This window comes from Polaribacter sargassicola (assembly GCF_021991835.1).
In the GTDB taxonomy this organism is placed as follows: domain Bacteria; phylum Bacteroidota; class Bacteroidia; order Flavobacteriales; family Flavobacteriaceae; genus Polaribacter; species Polaribacter sargassicola.
The window spans coordinates 149,303-169,472 of the sequence record NZ_JAHDAU010000004.1; the positions used below are offsets into that span (position 1 = coordinate 149,303).

The following is a 20,170-nucleotide window of genomic DNA, read 5'->3' on the forward strand; positions in this document are numbered from 1 at the left end:
AATGTTAGGAATTATTTTTACACTATTAATGTTAGTGCTTTTACAAGCAGTTTTAGGATTTGACAACCTACTTTATATTTCTTTAGAATCTAAAAAAGCACCAGAAGCAGACCAAAAACGCGTTAGAAAAACCGGTATTTTAATTGCAATTGTTTTAAGAATTGTATTGCTTTTTGTTTTGGTTTCTATTATAGATTTCTTTCAAGAACCTTTTTCTTTTTTATCTGGTGGAATAGATGATATTATTCATTTTGCCTTTAACGGACATAGTATTATAGTGCTTTTAGGTGGTGGATTTATTATTTATACTGCTATTAAAGAAATTTGGCACATGATTTCTACCAAAGGTTTAGAGGTTGATGAAATGGCTACAGAAAAAAAATCTAAATCTGCAAATGCCGTAATTACAAGTATTGTAATTATGAATTTAGTTTTTTCTTTCGATTCTATTTTAGCAGCAATTGGCTTAACTAGCGAAATAGAAAATGCTACAACTGCTTTTATTGTTATGGCTATTGCTATTGTTATTAGTGGTTTATTAATGTTAATTATGGCAGATAAAATTTCTGTATTCTTATCTAAAAACAGAATGTACGAAGTTTTAGGGCTGTTTATCCTTTTTATAGTTGGTATTATGTTAGTTACAGAAGGTGGCCATCTAGCGCATTTAGAACTTTTTGGAGAGGCAATTGTACCAATGAGCAAAACAACTTTCTATTTTGTATTGGCAATTTTAATTATTGTAGATGTAGTACAAGGTAAATACCAAAAGAACTTATTAGCGAAAGCAAAAAAATAAATCTATAAATAAAAATTAAAAGGTCGTTGTAAATATTTACAACGACTTTTTTTTATGCTATTTCTAAAACACTATCTTTAATTCTTTGTGATACAATTTGCAGAATCCTTCTATTAATTTCTGATGAATTGTCTGCATAAAAAATAAATTCTTCCGAAGAAAAATGACCAATTATAAAACCTAAATTGATATTTTTATAATTGTTATCTGTTTTAAATACCGACGAAATTTTACTTCTTTTTTTCTTATCAGGTAAATCAGTAAAATCTACTTTTCTTTTTCTAAGATATTGTTTAAATGCGCTAATTAATAAATTATGCTGCATTTTTATGATAGGTCTTAAAACTTCGTTTTGAAACTTTTCCATTTCAGAGGTTCCTTCTTGTACTAAATCTTCTAAAATGGGTCTTTCTTTTTTAATCATCTAATAAATTGTCTAATTCTAATTGGTAATCATATTGTAAATCTTCATGCAACTTATGAATTGCTTTTCTTATCATTTTTACTTGACTATCAAAAACATTTTGTAAACGTGTACTTCTTTTTATCGAAGGCCTAAATTCTTTTAATTTCTTACAATAATAAAGTAGCAATTCTGCCTCTGTTTCTTTCTTTTTAGAATATCTGATGTATTTTTTAGTTAGCGTTAAAATCTTACGCATACTCTTTCTAATATAAAAAAAACTTTTGGTGTTAATTTCTGAAAAATGCACATCCATTTGGTCTTTAACACTTTGTATGTATTGGTCTTCATCATGAGACTCAAACAACAAATATGTTAACAGTTCTTTATTCTCTTTTTTAAATTTTGATAAATGCAAACACAATTCTTTTAACTCATTGGCAGATTTATGTGAGAGTTCGTCTTTTAATTGTTTTACAGTAACTGCTTTCATCAACTTTAATTTTTTACAAGATAAAAAAACCTCACAAATAAAAATCTGTGAGGTTTGTATTATTTTTTTCGTTTAAACGAAAGTAAACTTTATTTAATACTTGGTACACTTACAACTTCATTAACATCTGCTGTATAATCTACACCATCTACTTTAAAACCAAAAAGGTTGTAAAAATCGTTGCTATAACCTTCTAAGTCTCCAATTTCAGATAAGTTTTCTGTAGTTGCAGTTTCCCATAATTTAGAAACTTCTGCTTGTACATCTTCTCTCATTTCCCAATCGTCTACCCTAATTCTTCCTTTTTCATCTAAAGCTAAATCGCCACCAAACAAACGCTCGCTATACAAACGTTGAATTTGTTCTATACAACCTTCATGAATTCCTTTTTCTTTCATTGTTTTGTACAATAAAGAAATGTATAACGGAATTACAGGAATTGCAGAACTTGCTTGAGTAACTAATGCTTTATTTACAGAAACATATGCTTTACCTCCTATCGATTTTAAATCGTCTGTAATAGTAAAAGCTGTTGCTTCTAAATGGTCTTTTGCAGCACCAATTGTTCCGTTTCTATAAACTGGTTTTGTAACTTCTGGGCCAATGTAAGAATATGCAACTGTAGTTGCTCCTTCTGCTAAAACATCTGCTTCTTTTAAAGCATCCATCCACATTTTCCAGTCTTCACCTCCCATTACAGTAATTGTATTTTCTACATCTTCTCCTTCTGCAGGTTTTATAGAAACTTCTGATACTTTACCTGTATGAAAATCTACTGTTTTGTTAGAAAAATCTGCACCAATTGGTTTTAAAACCGATTTATATCTTTTTCCTGTTACAGGATGTGTTCTTACTGGTGATGCTAAACTGTATATTACTAAATCTACTTGACCTAAATCTTCTTTAATTAAGTTTACAACTTGCTCTTTTACTTCATTAGAAAAGGCATCTCCGTTTATACTTTTTGCGTATAAACCTGCTGCTGCTGCTTGTTTTTCAAAAGCTGCTGTGTTATAAAAACCTGGAGAACCTGGTCTACCTTCTGTACCTGGCTTATCAAAGAAAACACCTATTGTTGCAGCATCTGAACCAAATGCGCTAGAAATTCTAGATGCTAATCCAAATCCTGTAGAAGCTCCGATTACTAATACTTTTTTAGCTCCGTCTATTTTTCCTTTAGACTTTATATACTCTATTTGATTGATTACATTTTGCTCACAACCAACTGGGTGAGATGTTAAACAAATAAATCCTCTTGTTCTTGGTTCTATTATCATTGTTTTTTGTTTAGTTAATCTAATATTATTGAATTAAAATATCATTTCGACAATAGGAAAAATCTCTTCTTTCAAAATGACAAATCTATTCGTGGTTTTAATTTTCTAAAAAAGAATTTACATTCTTTTCTATTCTATTTAATACATTATCTGTAGTTGCTTTTACAAAAGTTTCTCCAGTAATTTGCTCGTATAATTCTATGTATCTGTTAGAAATTTCGATGATTTTTTCATCATTCATTTCTGGTATTTGTTGCCCGTCTTTTCCTTGAAAACCGTTTTCTATTAACCACTGACGTACAAACTCTTTAGATAATTGTTTTTGTGTTTCTCCTTTTTCTTGTCTTTCTTGATAACCTTCTGCATAAAAATAACGAGAAGAATCTGGTGTATGAATTTCATCAATTAAAACAATTTTTCCGTCTTTAGTTTTACCAAATTCGTATTTAGTATCTACTAAAATCAACCCTCTTTTTGCAGCTATTTCTGTTCCTCTTTCAAACAAAGCTCTAGTATAATTTTCTAAAACAATGTAATCTTCTTCAGATACAATTCCTTTTGCAAGAATGTCTTCTCTAGAAATATCTTCGTCGTGCTCTCCATTATCTGCTTTTGTTGATGGAGTTATAATAGGTGTCGGAAATTTATCATTTTCTTTCAATCCTTCTGCCATTTCTACACCACATAAAACTCTTTTACCTAATTTGTACTCACGTGCAGCATGACCAGAAACATAACCTCTAATTACCATTTCTACTTTAAAAGGCTCGCATAAATGACCAACAGCAACGTTTTCATCTGGATTTGCAATTAACCAATTAGGAACAATATCTGCTGTATCGTTCATCATTTTTGTTGCAATCTGATTTAAAATTTGTCCTTTAAAAGGTATTTGACGTGGTAAAATAACGTCGAAAGCAGACAATCTATCTGTGGCAACCATTACTAAAAGTTCATCATTTATATTATAAACTTCTCTTACTTTACCTTTATAAACAGACTTCTGCTTAGGAAACTGAAAATTCGTTTCGTTAATTGTATTCATTATATGTTATGTTGTTGTGGCTGCAAAAATAACTTTTCTAATTTTATTTCTTTTTATTTTTTAAAACTTTTATTTGCTTTAAATTATCGGAAATTGGTGTTGCAGTAATTACTTTTTCTCCTGGTATAAAATAGAAAAAATAAGCCGAATTTTGTCCTACTTTTCTAACATCTAATCTTGTATTATCTTTAAAAACTAAAGTATAATTAGGTATAATTTCTTTTTTTGCATATTTACTTTTTGTACCAAGTGCCATACCAGTTCTCATAGAAATAAAAAGTAGAAAAAAAACAAACATCATACCCGGTATAATATTATTCTTTTTTTCTAGTTGGGCATATTTTTTATCCATCTTTTCTAGATTGTATACTTTTTTATACCATTTTTTTACTCTTAAATATCTGTAAAACTTAAACATCCAATTATTAAAATACATGTACATTAACCAAAACATAAATGATAAAAACAAAGAAATAAACCAGTTGTTTGTTAGTAAACTAATAGGAGAAATTAAAGCATCTAATATTGTAGTATAATTTAGATAAGAAACCCCAAAAATACCATAATAAATAGCATCACTTACAATACCTAAGATAATTAAATACAAATAACCAATGTAAAAATAATCTTGTAAGCCTAGTTTTTCTTTATCAATTTTTATCATTCTACTATTCTGTTTCTATACTTTTATATGCAGATATAATTTTCTTAACTAACCTGTGTCTTACCACATCTTTATCATCTAAATATACTTGTGCAATACCTTCTATATCTTTTAAGGCTAATAAAGATTCTTTTAATCCAGAAACTTGTTTTCTTGGCAAGTCTATTTGACCAGGATCTCCTGTAATAATAAACTTAGCATTTTTACCCATTCTGGTTAAAAACATTTTCATTTGACTATGCGTTGTATTTTGTGCTTCATCTAAAATTACAAAAGCATTGTCTAAAGTTCTACCTCTCATAAAAGCTAACGGAGCAATTTGTATAACACCTTTTTCTATATTAGACTCTAATCTTTCGTGCGGTATCATATCTCGTAAAGCATCATATAAAGGTTGCATGTAAGGATCTAATTTTTCTTTTAAATCTCCTGGTAAAAAACCTAAATTTTCTCCAGATTCTACAGCTGGTCTGGTTAAAATAATTCTTCTAACTTCTTTTTCTTTTAGTGCTTTTACAGCCAATGCCACCGCAGTATAAGTTTTACCTGTTCCGGCAGGTCCTACAGCAAATAACATATCGTTTTTAGACATTAAAGAAACCATTTTTCTTTGGTTTTCTGTTTGTGCTTTTATTAATTTACCACTAACACCATGCACTAAAATGTCTTTTTCTTTTTGAGAAGAAATTGTTTTTTCTTCGTTACCATTTGATGTTAAAATTCTTTCAATACTGTTTTCATCAAGTTTATTATATCGGTCATAATATTTTATTAATCGATCAAAACGTATTTCAAATTCATTTAAAATTTCTGGTTCTCCATAAATTTTTAGTTTAGATCCACGAGCAACAATTTTAATTTTCGGAAAATATCTTTTTAATTGCTCTATAGTACTGTTATGCGTTCCAAAAAAATCTTTAGGACTAATTTCTGTAAGCTCTATAATGCGTTCGTTCAAATGATTATTTTTTATTAATTATTACAATTTTATTTCAACTAAAAATAGCAATTAAAATTACCAAAATGATTAGATTTGCGGAAAATAGTTAACAACTTTTACACAATTAATTAACAATAATAAAAATTAATGTCTTTTATAACATTAACTACTGATTTTGGAACCAAGGACCACTTTGTAGGAGCTGTAAAAGGTGCTATTTATTCTGAGCTTTCTGATGCTAAAATAATTGATATTACACATGAGATTTCTCCTTTTAACATTACAGAAACTGCCTATATTTTAAAAAATTCTTATAAAAGTTTTCCAGAAAAAACCATACATATTATTGGTGTAGATTCTGAACTGAGTGAAAACAACAAGCATATTGCTTTAGAGTTAGACAATCATTTTTTTATTTGCCCAGATAATGGCATTATTTCTATGATTACCTCTGAAATTAAACCTACAAAAATTGTAGAAATTAATATTCATGATAGAGTAGAAAGTAGTTTTCCTGTTTTAGATGTTTTTGTGCAAGTTGCCTGTTTTATTGCTAGAGGTGGTAATTTAACGGTTATTGGTAAAGAGGTTACTACTTTTAAAAAGATGGTAGAAATTCAGCCAAAGGTAAACCAAGCTAAAGATCAAATTATTGGAGGCGTTGTTTATATAGACAATTATGGCAATGTAATTAGTAATATTAGTAAAAAAATGTTTCAAGAAATTGGTAAAGGGCGCGAGTTTAAAATAAGCGCAAAACGCTATTCTTTTAATAAAATTTTTACAAAATATAACGAAATTACAGGAAAAAACAACCACGACAACAATAGATTTGACGGAGAAAAATTAGCCATTTTTAACTCTGCTCAATATTTAGAAATTGCAATTTATAGAAGTAATTTAGAAACTGTAGGTGGTGCATCTACACTACTAGGTTTAAAATATAGAGATGATATTATTATAGATTTTATTAACGAGCCTAAACCAGATTTTACAATTTTAACTTAAAAGTATGTTTGTAAGAATTATAGAAACTCCAATTTCTTTAAAAATGTTTACGCTAAAAGCCTCTTATTTTAGAGGATGAAAAAATAATTTTATTCAGAAAAAAACAGATAATTAATATAAAAAAATGAGTTTCGATTTTTCTACCTTTCCTGTTTTAGAAACAGAAAGGTTAACATTAAGAGCATTAAGTTTAGATGATGCTAAAGCAATTTTTGGTTTAAGAGCCAATAAAGAAGTTAACGAGTTTATACAAAGAGAAACTCCTAAAAACCTTGCTCAAACAAGAGGTTTTATTGATTCTATTACAGAATTAACAGCAAATAATAAAGGAATACTTTGGGCAATACAATCTAATAATAGTGAAGAATTATTGGGTACAATTGGTTTAAGAAATTTTGAAACTGAAGATAATTATGCAGAAATTGGTTACGAAATTCATCCAGATTATCAAGAAAGAGGCTATATGACAGAAGCTATAAAAGAAGTTATAGAATATGGGTTTAGCAAATTAAATTTAAAAACAATAGAAGCTTTTACCCACAAAAATAATATTGCTTCTATTACGTTATTAGATAACCAAGACTTTGTTTTACAAACAGAAAGAGAAGACGAAAATTTTAAAGATAATAGAATCTATAAGTTAAGCAAATAAGTTACATTTTTAACATTATAACTCTAAAAAAAATCATTTGATAGCAATTTTAAAAAAAGAATTTAACTCGTTTTTTGCAAGTACAATAGCCTATTTAGTTATAGCTATTTTCTTGTTAATTAACGGCTTATTTTTATGGGTATTTAAAGACGATTTTAATATTTTAAACGCTGGTTTTGCAGATCTAAATGCGTTTTTTTATTTAACTCCGTGGATATTTCTATTTTTAATACCTGCTATTACAATGAAAAGTTTTGCTGATGAATTTAACAACGGAACTATAGAGCTTTTAAAAACAAAACCAATTTCTAATTGGCAAATTATTTTAGGTAAATTTAGTGCTTCTTTATTGTTGGTTCTAGTTTCTTTACTGCCAACAATAACTTATATTTTTACAATCTACAAATTAGCAAACCCAATCGGAAACATTGATTTTGGTAGTATAATAGGTTCTTATATTGGTTTACTTTTTTTAGCCGCAACTTATACATCTATCGGTTTATTTACATCTACACTTTCTAAGAATCAAATAGTTGCATTTATTTTAGGTGTTTTTATTACTTTCTTTTTATTTTATGGTTTTGATGCTATATCTAACTCTTTAGAAAATAATATAACTTTACAAAAAATAGGTATCAATCAACATTTTAAAAGTATTTCTAGAGGTGTAATAGACACTAGAGATATTATTTATTTTTTAAGTGTAACTGTTTTCTTTTTATTCATCACTAAAACACGTTTAGATAATGAGTAAAAACATAAAAAATATCGTGTTTTTAACAATAGCTTTAATTGCCTTAAACATTGTTAACCAATACTTTTATAAGCGTTTAGATTTAACTGCAGACAAGCGTTACACACTTTCTAAAACAACAGAAAATATTCTTAATAAAGTTGATAAAAATCTTTTTATTTCTATTTATTTAGAAGGAGATTTTCCATCAGAATTTAAAAGATTACAAGTAGAAACTCGTCAATATTTAGAAGAATTATCCGCAGAAAATAGTAACATAAAAGTACAATTTGTAAATCCAGATACACAAAGAGAAGATTTGGTTAAACGAGGCATGATGCCTAGCCAATTAACTGTAGAAGAAGAAGGCAAACTATCTGAAGCAATTATTTTTCCGTGGGCAGAAATTTCTTATCAAAAAAAATCTACAATTGTTTCTTTATTACCAAGTGCAATTGTTGCATCACAAGAAGAACAGTTACAAAAAGCTATAGAAAATTTAGAATATAGTTTTACAAACGCTATAAATTCTATTACACAACCTAAACAAAAAAGTGTTGCTGTTATTACTGGTAATGGAGAGTTACAAGACATTTATCAATATAGTTTTTTAAGTGAAATTGCTAAAAAATATAAATTAGCAAAATTTACGTTAGATTCTGTAGCCAAAAACCCACAACAAACTTTAAAAGATTTAACCTCTTTAGATTTAGCAATTATAGCCAAACCTACAGAAAAATTTACAGCAGAAGAAAAGTTTACATTAGATCAATACATTGCCAATGGCGGCAAAACTTTGTGGATGTTAGATAATGTACAAGCAGACCAAGACAGCTTATTTAACAACGGAAAGTTATTGGCTTACCCAAGAGATTTAAATTTAACAGATTTACTTTTTTCTTATGGTATTCGTATTAATACAAGTTTGATAAAAGATTTATATGCTGCTCAAATTCCGTTAGCAACAGGTAAAGTGGGCAACCAAACACAGTTTCAAAATTTAGAGTGGTTTTTTCATCCTTTAGTTGGTAGTAACCCTAATCATGCAATTACAAAAAACCTTATTCCTGTTCGTTTACAGTTTGCAAATCAAATAGATACTTTAAAAAATAACATTAAAAAAACACCTTTATTATTAAGTTCTCCTTTAACTCAAAAAGTAGGAACACCAAGTTTTATAGAACTACAATCTATTGCTGATGAAGTTGTAGAAAATGATTACAGAGGCGGAAATCAATTATTTGCTGTTTTATTAGAAGGAGATTTTAAATCGGCTTATAAGAGCCGAATAAAACCTTTTAACACACCTCTTTTTAGAGAAAATGCAACTAATAATAAAATGATTGTAATTTCTGATGGTGATATTGGTAAAAATCAAATTTTAAAAGGAAAACCTACCGATTTATCAAGAGATAAATGGACAAACCAAGAGTTTGGAAATAAAGATTTTCTAATAAACTCTGTAGATTATCTTTTAGATGATATTGGTTTGATACAATTAAGAAACAAAACATTACAAATTAAAAATTTAGACAAACAAAAAGCTTTTAAAGAGCGTACTTTTTGGCAATTTTTAAATGTGGTTTTACCCTTAATTTTATTATTAATTTTTGGTTTTGTATTTAACTTTTTAAGAAAAAGAAAGTATAGTTAATCTTCTTTTTTTAATATTCTAAATTATAGATAAAACAACACTTTTGTTTTACTAACCATTATCAACACTACCAAAAAAATGAAGATTTTAAACATTATATTGATAATATTTCTTTTAAACTCTTGTACAGAAAACAAGAATTCTAAAAAAGAAAAAAAGGTTCATCCATCGGAAAATAAAATTATAAAACCTCAATTTCAGTCAATTATAGATTCAAGTAATGTTAATGGTTCTATTCTTATTTATGACTTAAAAAATGATTTATTCTATTCAAATAATTTTGATTGGGCCAAAACTGGTCGATTACCAGCTTCTACTTTTAAAATTGTAAATTCAATAATTGCTTTAGAAACTAAAGTTGTTAAAAACGATAGTACATTATTCCGTTGGAATGGAGAAAAAAGAGACTTTAAAGTTTGGGAACAAGATTTAATATTAAAAGATGCATTTAAGTATTCTTGCGTGCCTTGTTATCAAGAAATTGCTAGAGAAATTGGAGTAAAAAGAATGAATGAATATCTGAAAAAATTGGAATATAAGGATATGAAAGTAAACTCTAAAAATATAGATAAATTCTGGTTAGAAGGAGATTCTAAAATTAATCAATTTCAACAAATAGAATTTATCAAACATTTCTCTAAATCAGAACTTGGTATTTCTAAAAGAACTGAAGATATTATGAAAAAAATATTTTTTATTGAGAAATACGGGAAATATAATTTAAACGGAAAAACAGGACTATCAGTTAGAAATGGAAATTATAATGGCTGGTTTGTAGGCTATATTGAATCTAAAGAGAATAATTATTTTTTTGCAACCAACATAGAGCCAAAAAGTACTCTTAATAAAAAGCTATTTCCTAATTTAAGGAAACAAATTACTATTAAAGCTTTAAACATTATAAAATAAGAACTCTAAAGCATCGCGTTTTGTATAAAATCCGTAAAATATAAAATATTATATTTGGCTAAATACAAACTTAACCGTAGTATTTATCGACTGTCCTACGTTTCTAAACTAAATATTGGTAATAATTATAACCTTAAATTTCCCTGAAATAAGTTGATTAAAAATTAAACTTTTAATTATTGTCAATTATGAAAAATACAGAATAAACATTGGCGAAAAAATATGGTAAATTTACCTAAACAAAAAAATTAAGAACAAAACCTTTTTCAAACTATTTTTCACCTTTTAAACAGCTAAGAAATCTTTTAAAAAGACAATTTTTTAACTAAAAACCCATTCAATACAATACAACTCATCAACATATATAAATGAAAAAAGCACTGTACATTTTAATATCAATCTTATTCTTGGGTTGTAATATAAATCAAACTAAAAAACCATCAGGTAAAAAACCAAACATACTATTTATTATAGCAGATGATATGGGTAAAGATGCATTAGCCGGATTTACCGAAGGAACCATAAAACCACATACACCAAATATAGATGCTATTAGAAAAGAAGGTTTAAGCTTTAATAACTTCTGGACATATCCAACATGTTCACCAACAAGAGCATCAATGATTACGGGCAAATATGGATATAGAACAGATGTAAGATGGGCAAACCAAAAATTGAATGAAAGTGAAATTTTATTGCAAAAATACATCAACCAAAATACTAATAATTCTTATGCCACAGCGGTAGTTGGTAAATGGCATATTTCTGGTTATGATACAACTATTAATCCTGAAAAATTTGGTATAGACTATTACGCAGGAATTTTTATAGGTTCTGTTAAAGATTATTATAATTGGCCTTTATCAGAAAAAGGAAAACAAACAACATCAACAGAATACACTACCAAAAAATTTACAGATTTAGCGTTCAATTGGATTAATAAACAAGAAAAACCTTGGTTTATGTGGTTAGCATATAATGCGCCACACACGCCTTTTCATATTCCTCCTGCAGAAATGCACAGTCAAGGTAATTTACCTCCTTATACTAAAGATTTAGATCCAACTCCTTATTTTATGGCTTCTATAGAAGCAATGGACTACCAAATAGGAAAACTTTTAAATTCAATGCCTAAAGAAGAAAGAGAAAATACCATCATTATTTTTATGGGTGATAACGGTACAGAACCCGTAGTTACCCAAACCCCATATTCTAAAAATCAGGTAAAAAGAAGCCTACACCAAGGCGGTATAAATATGCCCTTATTTGTGTCTGGAAAAGGAGTTAAAAGAAAAGGCATCGATAATAATTTAATAACGAGTACAGATATTTTTGCTACAATAGCCGAAATAGCAGGTGTAGAAATTGATGAAATTAATGATAGCAAAAGCTTTAAACCGCTTTTATCTGAAAAAAAATTAATTAGAAAATATCAGTATTCTGAAATGAAGAATGAAAAAAATGATGCTTGGACAATTAGCAACGGTACTTATAAATTATTAGTATTTGCTGATGGAAAAGAAGAAATGTACCACTTAATTAATGATCCATACGAGAAAAATAACATTCTAAATTCGTCTCTAAATACTATTGAAAAAAAGTCTAAAGAAGAATTAGAAATCGAATTGTTGAGAATAAGAAATTAAAATAACTTTTGTTAATTAAGTATAAAATTGATTGACTATTAATAGACTACTGCTAAAAATTCTATTCAGTTTTATTTGCTAATTTTTACACAACATAACACAAAATTCTTAGTAAAAAAAATGGTTTTGTATGTAAAGAACTGAACTCTTTAGAAGACATTACATAAAAATTTAGAGATACAAATTATGAATTCTAAAAATAGAAAAACTCTGTGAAGTTAACTGAGTTCATTAAAAATAATAAAACCTATACTTTTAATCTTAAATTGCTAATAAATCATCATGAATAAAAGTATAATCTAAAACTTCTTGTACTTTTTTAGAACTGATAATTTTCCATTGGTAAACATCATTATTTTCAAATTCTGGCATTTCAAAACCGTTACTTAGTTTTGCTAAAGTATAAAATTCTCTTCTTGTAGGATGATGATTAGAACAGGCATTAAAAGTTTCATTCCAACAATTTTGATCGATAATTTCGTGTATAATTTCTATACAATCTTCTTTATGAATCATATTTACAAAACCTTTTGGCTGCGGAATTTTTCGTCCGTTTTTAAACCAATTACAAGGCTGTCTTTCATCACCAAATAAACCAGCAAAACGAATTATGGTTGTTTCAAAAAAAGTATTTTCTTTAAACAAGTTTTCAATTTCTACTAAAGGATGATTTTTTAGTACATCATCTTCTTCTGTCATCACTTTATTAATTCTGCCATAAACAGATGTAGAACTAATAAAAATTACTTTCTGTATGCTAGATTCTTCTATTTGAGAAATCAAATTTTCAAAACCATCAATATCTTTACTAGTAATTGCAATAATTAAAATATCAGAATTTAAAAAGGTATCAAACTCTTCAAAATCTGCAATATCAACAATATAAGCTTCTATTCCGTTATCTTCTAAAAGCTCTAATTTATCTTCAGATGTAGTAGAACCTTTTACAAAAAAACCTTCATTTAACAAAGAAATTGCTAAAGATTTACCTAACCAACCACAACCTAAAACACTAATATTTTTCATGTAAAAACACCTTTTAAAACTTATTAACTTTATCAAAGATACAATCCCTTTTTTAAGGTTTTGTTAACAATACTCATTTTTTGAAATCGTAATTTTATCAAAATTAAAAACGATAACAAAATGAAAAAATTTTTACTAAGTTTATTTGTAGTTGCAATTTCTTTTTCTACAACAGCGCAAAAAAAACCGAAAGCAAGTCCATTTTCTAAAATTGTACAAACTGTAGGTATAACAGATGTAACTGTAGAGTTTTCTAGACCAGGAATGAAAGGTAGAACTATTTTTGGTGATTTAGTTCCTTTTGGTAAAGTTTGGAGAACAGGTGCAAACGAAAACACTAAAATTACTTTTAGTAAAGATGTTACTTTTTCTGGTAAAACTTTAAAAGCAGGAACTTACGCTTTATATACAACACCAAATAAAGATTCTTGGGATTTTATCTTTTATTCTGATGCTACAAACTGGGGAAATCCTAAAAAATGGGATGAAAGCAAAGTTGCTTTAAAAGTTAGTGCTAAAGTTGATGAAATACCTGTAAAAATTGAAACTTTTACAATTTCTTTTGATGACTTAACATTAACTTCTGGAGTTTTAGGATTAATGTGGGAAAACACTTACGTAGGTGCAAAGTTTGAAGTAAAAAACTAAAAACTCATCAAAATATTTTATTTAAATCTCAAGTGAAAGCTTGAGATTTTTTTATGATTTATATTATTAAAATTCTTTTTCTAAATAATTAACTTTGTTTTAAATGATAAAATTTAGGTGTTATGAAAGAAATGTGGGATAATAGATATGCAGAAAATGAATATGCTTATGGTACAGAACCTAACCTATTTTTTAAAGAATCTTTAAAGAAATACAAACTAGAAGGTAAAATTCTTTTTCCTGCAGAAGGAGAAGGAAGAAATGCTGTTTATGCAGCAAAAAAAGGGTTAAAAGCTTATGCTTTTGACATTAGTATTAAAGGTAAAAACAAAGCTTTAAAACTTGCCAAAAAAGAAAATGTAGACTTAAATTATGAAGTTGGTGATTTCTTAAATCTAAATTTATTGAATGAAAAATTTGATGTTGCTGCTTTAATTTTTGCCCACTTTCCTCCTAACATTTTAAACAAATACCACACTAAAATAGCAGAATTGATAAAACCAAATGGATTTATAATTTTGGAAGGTTTTAGTACAAATCATCTTGAATTACAAAAAGAAAATACCAATGCAGGCGGACCAAAAAATATTGATTTTTTATTTTCTATTGATATGATTAAAAATGATTTTCCTGATTTTGAAATTCTTTTGCTAGAAGAAAAAGAAGTTGTTCTAGACGAAGGAAAATACCATAAAGCTAAAAGTAAAGTTATTAGATTTATAGGAAAAAAAATCCGCTAAACACTTATTTTTAAATAAGGCTTTAGAATAAAAATTTATAAATCGTTTAAATATTAATATTCTAAACCAATAATATTTCTAACTTTATCTAACGTTTTAATTAAGTTTCTAGAAAACTCAAAAGTCATAATATTACTCTCTTTTTTATCCTCTCTTAACAATTGGTTAAAATGTTCTGTTTCAAAATTATATCCAATTGTTTTGTAATTAAAATCTATAAGCTCTTCGCTTCCATTTTCTATAACACTTACCGTTGTAGGTTCATGAAAACGGGTATTTATAATAACAATTGCTTTTTCTAAAGTAAAAATTACTTTTGTAGGTGTTTTTTCTAAAAGTGTACTTTTTAAAAATGCTTTAGCTGTTTTATAGTTAAAGATAATATTACATTCAGAATCTGCCCCGTTTTCAAAAAAAGAAGCTTCTGCTTCAATAGAAACTGGGTTTCCTAAACTTGACAAAGCTGCAAAAATTGGATAGATACCAATATCTAATAAACTACCTCCGCCAACTTCTTTTTTAAAAACTCTGCTATCTGTATTATAAGTATTATAAAACCCAAAATCGGATTCTAAGGTTAGTACTTTTCCAAATTTTTCGCTTCTAATAATATCTAAAACATAATTATAATGTGGCAAAAAATAAGTCCATAATGCTTCCATCAATAAAACATTATTTTTCTTTGCTACTGCAATCATTTCTTCTACCTCTTGCAAGTTCATAGCAAAAGGTTTTTCGCATAAAACTGCTTTTTTATGCTGCAAACAAAGTATAGCATGTTCTTTATGAAAACTATGCGGAGTAGCAATATAAACGGCATCAACTTCTGCGTCTTCAACCAATTCTAAATAAGAATTATATGCTTTTGGGGCATTATATTTTTTAGCAAAATCTACAGCTTTTTCTTTATTTCTAGATGCTACAGCAAACAATTCTGCATCTTTAATAGTTGCTAAATCTGTTGCAAATTTATTGGCAATTTTTCCTGGCCCAATAATTCCCCATTTAATCGTTTTCTTTTGCATAACCTAAATAGTTTCTACATTATCTTTTGATGGCATTAAAAACTGAATTGCAATTGCAATTGCCATTACCAAAACACAGCCTAATAAATTTAACCATAAATACGGCAACCAATCTAATAGAAAAACAGCTATAATTAATGCTTGTGTTATAATTGCAGCAATAAAAACTGCGTTTCCTTTAACAAACTTAATAAAGAAAGCTAATAAGAAAATACCTAAAACATTTCCGTAAAAAATAGATCCAATAATATTTACTAACTGAATTAAATTATCAAACAAATTGGCAATACACGCTACTGAAATAGCTATAATTCCCCACAACAACGTAAACCATTTAGAAGCTTTTACAAAATGCTCTTCATTTTTTACTCCTTTCACATTTCGTTTATATAAATCTATTGCCGTTGTACTTGCCAAAGCATTTAATTCTGATGCTGTTGATGACATTGCTGCCGATAAAATTACGGCCAATAAAAGCCCTATTAATCCTCTTGGTAAGTTGTTTAAAATAAAATGGATAAAGACATAATCTTTATCGTTAGATTCTATTTTTTTAAGCGTATTTTTCTCATCAATCTTATTAATAATTTCTTTTGCGGCTTCTTTTAACTCTAAATCTCTTTTATTTAACCCTTTAATTCGTTCTTTTTCTTCTACCTGAAATCCATCAGAAAACAATAATCTCTTATCATTTTCTATAATGATATGTTCTGCTTCTAATTGCTGATATTCTGCTACAAATTCAGAATTTTTAACTTCGTCATTTGCGGTAGGATTAAAGTTTAAAGGAGATGCATTAAATTGATAAAAAACAAAAACCATTACACCAATTAACAGAATAAAAAACTGCATTGGTACTTTTAATAATCCGTTAAAAATTAAACCTAACTGACTCTCTCTAATAGATTTACCAGATAAATAACGCTGCACCTGGCTTTGATCTGTACCAAAATAAGATAACATTAAAAAAGTTCCACCTAAAATTCCTGTCCAAACTGTGTATCGATTGCTTAAATCAAAAGAAAAATCTAACACTTGCATTTTATCACTTGCACCTGCAATTTCTAAAGCATTTTTAAACGTAATATTTTCTGGCAACTGACTCATAATCATAAAAAATGCAATCAACATTCCTATAAAAATGATAATCATTTGTTGTTTCTGTGTTACGTTTACCGCTTTTGTTCCTCCAGAAACAGTATAAATAATCACTAAAAAACCAATAATAATATTTAGGGTTAACAAATCCCAATCTAATACAGCACTTAAAATAATTGCGGGTGCAAAAATGGTAATTCCTGCCGCTAAACCACGCTGAACTAAAAATAAAATTGCGGCTAAACTTCTTGTTTTTAAATCGAATCTTCCTTCTAAAAACTCGTAAGCTGTGTACACTTTTAACTTGTGATAAATAGGTATAAAAACCACACAAATTATAATCATTGCAATTGGCAATCCAAAATAAAATTGCACAAAACCCATTCCGCTATGAAAAGCTTGTCCTGGCGTAGATAAAAATGTAATAGCACTTGCCTGCGTTGCCATTACAGACAAACCAATCGTCCACCATTTAGAGTCGCTTCCACCTTTAATATAATCGGTAACGTTGGCATTTTTTCTGGTAACATACGTACCGTAAGCAACAATAAAAATTAAGGTAACAGACAGAATAATCCAATCTATTGTATGTAATTTACTCGCAATTTCCATAAACTAAACTGTAAAATAATTAGTGATAAAATAAAATGCAATAATGTAAATTACATTGGCAACTAACACCAAAGTATATTCTTTTTTCCAGGTATGTTTTGGTTCTTTCATCTGTATTTTTTTGAAGCTTTTTCCTGCTTTCGCTACTCGCTTTTTTTAGTTTGTTTTCGATACAAATTTTTCATTCTTCAAAATTCACTCAAACTAACACTAAAAAAGAGCTCAAACAAACCGCTCAATCAGGGCTAAACCTATTTATTTACTTTGTTTCGTTTTTGCCAACAGACAACATATTTGCAAATATTTTATATGCGCCAGAAACTCCTGCTGGTAACTCTCTAAAGAAACTTAAACCTGTATAAATGTAGTTTCCTTTACCATATTTTGCAATTAATAAACTACCTAATTTCATATTTTCTCCTTTATCGTGCATAGATAAAACTGGCACATAAGCTTCGTGCCAATAATTAGGAAAATACAAACCTCGTTCTTGTACCCAACCATTAAAATCTTCATTTGTAATTTTATTTGGATACATCATTAAAGGATTTTCTTCTGCTAAAATTAAAACTTCTGCAAACTCATCTGTTACCCTATCTCTAGATAATTTTATAGGGTAAGGTGCACCAACATCTACATTTCTATTGGTGTTGTATTGTACAATCATGTTCCCTCCTTTTTCTACATAATCTAGTAAGAATTTTTGCTTGAATTTTAATTCTTTTACAACGTTATAAGCTCTAATACCAACAACAACAGCATCGTATTTATGTAAATTTTTATCGTTAATTTCTACCGGATTTATCAACTCTACATTATAACCAATCTGACGTAAACTTTCTGGTACAACATCTCCTGCTCCTTTTATATATCCTATATAATCTCCTTCTTTTTTAATATTTAAACGAACAACTTTTGCTTCAGAATTTAGTAAAACAGATTGTTTAGGTATGTGATTATAATTAATTTCTACCAATTCTTTTGTGTATGTTTTCCCTCTAGAGCTAGCTACAACTTTTAATGTACCTTCAGACTCATTATTAGTTGGTGTAACAGTAAATTCTATAACTTGTTTGTCTCCTTTTAAAGGAATATTAAAAGGAATTTCTGATGGAGAAACCAACCAATTTTCTGGAACTTCTAAATGTACACTTCCGTTTATATAATTTGCTCCTGCATTAATAGTTACTTTAACTTTTTTAGCAACACTATCAGAAAAAATAATTACTTTATCTTCTAATTTTGTAGTTACTTCTGGTAAAATACTAAACGGTTCGTAAATTTCTCCTTTGTCTCTTTCTGCATAACGCCTAACAATATCTTTTGTAATTGTTATTGGTACAAAATCTATAATAAATTTATAGGTAATTTTAGAAATACTAGGTGTTTCTGGCAAACCAATTAACGTTTGATCTTCTACAGAATACATACCCAAACTAGCATTTTTACGTAACCAATAAGGATCTGAATAATCGTCTGTTTTTAAAGCTACTTTTTCTGTAAACGTAAACTTTTTATTCTTGGTTAAATTAAACCCTTTAAAAATTTCGTTATTATCTATTTCAGAAATTATAGATGTTAATTGAATATTTACATCACTTCTATTTAACAATTCAAAATCTACATCAATTTTAGAATTTGGTGTTGCAGAAGATGTTTTTGCAGATGCTTCTATATACAAACCAGCACATGCTTCTATAATTTCTTTAATTTGTTTTTCTTTAATTGTTTTCCAATAACCTTCTTCTAAATCCTTAATCATACTATACGCCAGCATTAATTTTGGTAAATGTTTAGATGGATTTACAAAATTGAAATTTTCTTCTATATCATATAAAATTTTACCAATTGCTCCACCATCTTTTAAACGATTCCAAGTAGTATTAATGCCAGAAAAAATATCATTTTTCACCTTTAAAGAATCTCCTTTTAAAAACTCTACGTATTCTTTTTGAGATCCTCTTGTTGTTAATCTACCAAAACCTTGACTTAAATGTTGGCTACTTGCTGTTGCTGCAATTTCATTATTAGAAACACCTTTTAAAGCATAATATTTACCAATATCAAAAGAAATTAAATTTTTTGCAGCATCATTAAATGCGGCTTCACTGTTAAAAGCTCTAGATGATGTATTGTAAAACAAACGTTTTGGCTGCCAAGTATTTGTATATTTTAATTGATCTGTATATTTTGTAGAATCGTTTGCAATATCAAAAGCCTCTACACTTAACATTGCAGAACTTGTATGATGCCCGTGTGTTGTACCAGGTGTTCTATGATCAAATCTGTTAATAATTACATCTGGCTTAAAAGTTCTAATTGCCCAAACAACATCACTTAAAACTTTTTCTTTATCCCAAATTTCTAAAGTTTCATCTGGGTGTTTAGAAAAACCAAAATCGTTAGCTCTTGTAAACATTTGCTCTCCACCATCTACGTTTCTAGCGGCTAATAATTCTTGCGTTCTAATAACACCTAAAAGTTCTCTTATCTCAGAACCTATTAAATTTTGTCCGCCATCTCCTCTTGTTAAAGATAAATAACCTGTTCTTGCTTTTACACTATTAGATAAATAAGAAATTAAACGTGTATTTTCATCATCCGGGTGTGCTGCAATATATAAAGCTGTTCCTAAAAAGTTTAATTTCTGAACTTTCTCGTAAATTTGGTTAGAAGTTAATTTTTGAGGTTTTTGAGCAAATATTGAAACAGAAATCAATAAAAAAGTAAGTATAGAAAGTAAATTTTTTTTCATAATTAAAATTTAGTCAAAAAACAAAAGTAGTTTTTTATGTTAC

The 20,170-nt window shown here is 28.0% G+C and carries 19 protein-coding genes; 9 read left to right on the forward strand and 10 right to left on the reverse strand.

Annotation, left to right across the window (positions count from 1 at the left end; genetic code table 11):
• The first annotated feature begins 1 nt into the window (after position 1).
• Positions 2–799 (forward strand): TerC family protein, encoded by a 798-nt coding sequence (locus KI686_RS08285; RefSeq protein ID WP_237588811.1) that lies wholly within the window; start codon positions 2–4, stop codon positions 797–799.
• 52 nt (positions 800–851) lie between these two features.
• On the opposite strand, the gene KI686_RS08290 is transcribed toward KI686_RS08285, so the two are convergent.
• The 6 genes from KI686_RS08290 to KI686_RS08315 all read right to left on the reverse strand — a co-directional run bounded on the left by KI686_RS08290 (position 852) and on the right by KI686_RS08315 (position 5,639).
• Positions 852–1,223, reverse strand: a complete 372-nt coding sequence (locus KI686_RS08290) for a glyoxalase (protein ID WP_237588812.1) — start codon at positions 1,221–1,223, stop codon at positions 852–854.
• On the reverse strand, positions 1,216–1,695 hold the full coding sequence (locus KI686_RS08295; RefSeq protein ID WP_237588813.1) for a hypothetical protein: 480 nt from the start codon (positions 1,693–1,695) through the stop codon (positions 1,216–1,218). The genes KI686_RS08290 and KI686_RS08295 overlap by 8 nt, the downstream gene beginning before the upstream one ends.
• An 89-nt stretch (positions 1,696–1,784) precedes the next feature.
• Positions 1,785–2,972, reverse strand: coding sequence for an enoyl-ACP reductase FabV (gene fabV / locus KI686_RS08300; protein ID WP_237588814.1), 1,188 nt, complete (start codon positions 2,970–2,972; stop codon positions 1,785–1,787).
• A gap of 97 nt (positions 2,973–3,069) precedes the next feature.
• Entirely contained in the window at positions 3,070–4,017 is a 948-nt protein-coding gene (locus KI686_RS08305; RefSeq protein ID WP_237588815.1) for a phosphoribosylaminoimidazolesuccinocarboxamide synthase, read from the reverse strand.
• A 43-nt stretch (positions 4,018–4,060) separates the two neighbouring features.
• The gene (locus KI686_RS08310; protein WP_237588816.1) at positions 4,061–4,681 is read right to left on the reverse strand and encodes a hypothetical protein; all 621 of its coding nucleotides are present in this window, start codon (positions 4,679–4,681) and stop codon (positions 4,061–4,063) included.
• 4 nt (positions 4,682–4,685) lie between these two features.
• Positions 4,686–5,639: a PhoH family protein gene (locus tag KI686_RS08315; protein WP_237588817.1), complete on the reverse strand. Its 954-nt coding sequence runs from the start codon at positions 5,637–5,639 to the stop codon at positions 4,686–4,688.
• A gap of 129 nt (positions 5,640–5,768) precedes the next feature.
• On the opposite strand from KI686_RS08315, the gene KI686_RS08320 reads away from it, so the two are divergent.
• The 6 genes from KI686_RS08320 to KI686_RS08345 all read left to right on the forward strand — a co-directional run bounded on the left by KI686_RS08320 (position 5,769) and on the right by KI686_RS08345 (position 12,223).
• Positions 5,769–6,629 carry an SAM hydrolase/SAM-dependent halogenase family protein gene (locus KI686_RS08320; RefSeq protein ID WP_237588818.1) on the forward strand — a complete coding sequence of 287 codons (861 nt, stop codon included), beginning with the start codon at positions 5,769–5,771 and terminating at the stop codon, positions 6,627–6,629.
• 124 nt (positions 6,630–6,753) lie between these two features.
• A complete protein-coding gene (locus KI686_RS08325; protein ID WP_237588819.1) occupies positions 6,754–7,281 on the forward strand; it encodes a GNAT family N-acetyltransferase in 528 nt (175 codons plus the stop codon).
• Positions 7,282–7,318: 37 nt separating this feature from the next.
• The gene (gene gldF, locus KI686_RS08330) at positions 7,319–8,035 is read left to right on the forward strand and encodes a gliding motility-associated ABC transporter permease subunit GldF (protein WP_237588820.1); all 717 of its coding nucleotides are present in this window, start codon (positions 7,319–7,321) and stop codon (positions 8,033–8,035) included.
• On the forward strand, positions 8,028–9,668 hold the full coding sequence (gene gldG / locus KI686_RS08335) for a gliding motility-associated ABC transporter substrate-binding protein GldG (protein ID WP_237588821.1): 1,641 nt from the start codon (positions 8,028–8,030) through the stop codon (positions 9,666–9,668). The genes gldF and gldG overlap by 8 nt, the downstream gene beginning before the upstream one ends.
• A 78-nt stretch (positions 9,669–9,746) precedes the next feature.
• On the forward strand, positions 9,747–10,577 hold the full coding sequence (locus KI686_RS08340; RefSeq protein WP_237588822.1) for a penicillin-binding transpeptidase domain-containing protein: 831 nt from the start codon (positions 9,747–9,749) through the stop codon (positions 10,575–10,577).
• A gap of 368 nt (positions 10,578–10,945) precedes the next feature.
• Positions 10,946–12,223: a sulfatase-like hydrolase/transferase gene (locus KI686_RS08345; protein ID WP_237588823.1), complete on the forward strand. Its 1,278-nt coding sequence runs from the start codon at positions 10,946–10,948 to the stop codon at positions 12,221–12,223.
• A gap of 261 nt (positions 12,224–12,484) precedes the next feature.
• On the opposite strand, the gene KI686_RS08350 is transcribed toward KI686_RS08345, so the two are convergent.
• On the reverse strand, positions 12,485–13,249 hold the full coding sequence (locus KI686_RS08350; protein ID WP_237588824.1) for an NAD(P)H-binding protein: 765 nt from the start codon (positions 13,247–13,249) through the stop codon (positions 12,485–12,487).
• Between the two features lie 120 nt (positions 13,250–13,369).
• Here KI686_RS08350 and KI686_RS08355 point away from each other — a divergent pair, with 120 nt between their 5' ends.
• Both KI686_RS08355 and KI686_RS08360 read left to right on the forward strand, forming a co-directional pair.
• Positions 13,370–13,897 carry a DUF2911 domain-containing protein gene (locus KI686_RS08355; protein WP_306665750.1) on the forward strand — a complete coding sequence of 176 codons (528 nt, stop codon included), beginning with the start codon at positions 13,370–13,372 and terminating at the stop codon, positions 13,895–13,897.
• 122 nt (positions 13,898–14,019) lie between these two features.
• A complete protein-coding gene (locus KI686_RS08360) occupies positions 14,020–14,637 on the forward strand; it encodes a class I SAM-dependent methyltransferase (RefSeq protein WP_237588825.1) in 618 nt (205 codons plus the stop codon).
• Between the two features lie 53 nt (positions 14,638–14,690).
• Here the strand turns inward: KI686_RS08360 and KI686_RS08365 are convergent, their stop codons facing one another.
• The 3 genes from KI686_RS08365 to KI686_RS08375 form a co-directional block, all read right to left on the reverse strand.
• Complete coding sequence (locus KI686_RS08365) at positions 14,691–15,662, reverse strand: Gfo/Idh/MocA family protein (RefSeq protein ID WP_237588826.1); 972 nt, start codon at positions 15,660–15,662, stop codon at positions 14,691–14,693.
• Between the two features lie 3 nt (positions 15,663–15,665).
• The gene (locus KI686_RS08370; protein ID WP_237588827.1) at positions 15,666–17,372 is read right to left on the reverse strand and encodes a sodium:solute symporter family protein; all 1,707 of its coding nucleotides are present in this window, start codon (positions 17,370–17,372) and stop codon (positions 15,666–15,668) included.
• Between the two features lie 259 nt (positions 17,373–17,631).
• Positions 17,632–20,127, reverse strand: coding sequence for a PIG-L family deacetylase (locus KI686_RS08375; protein ID WP_237588828.1), 2,496 nt, complete (start codon positions 20,125–20,127; stop codon positions 17,632–17,634).
• Positions 20,128–20,170: the final 43 nt, after the last annotated feature.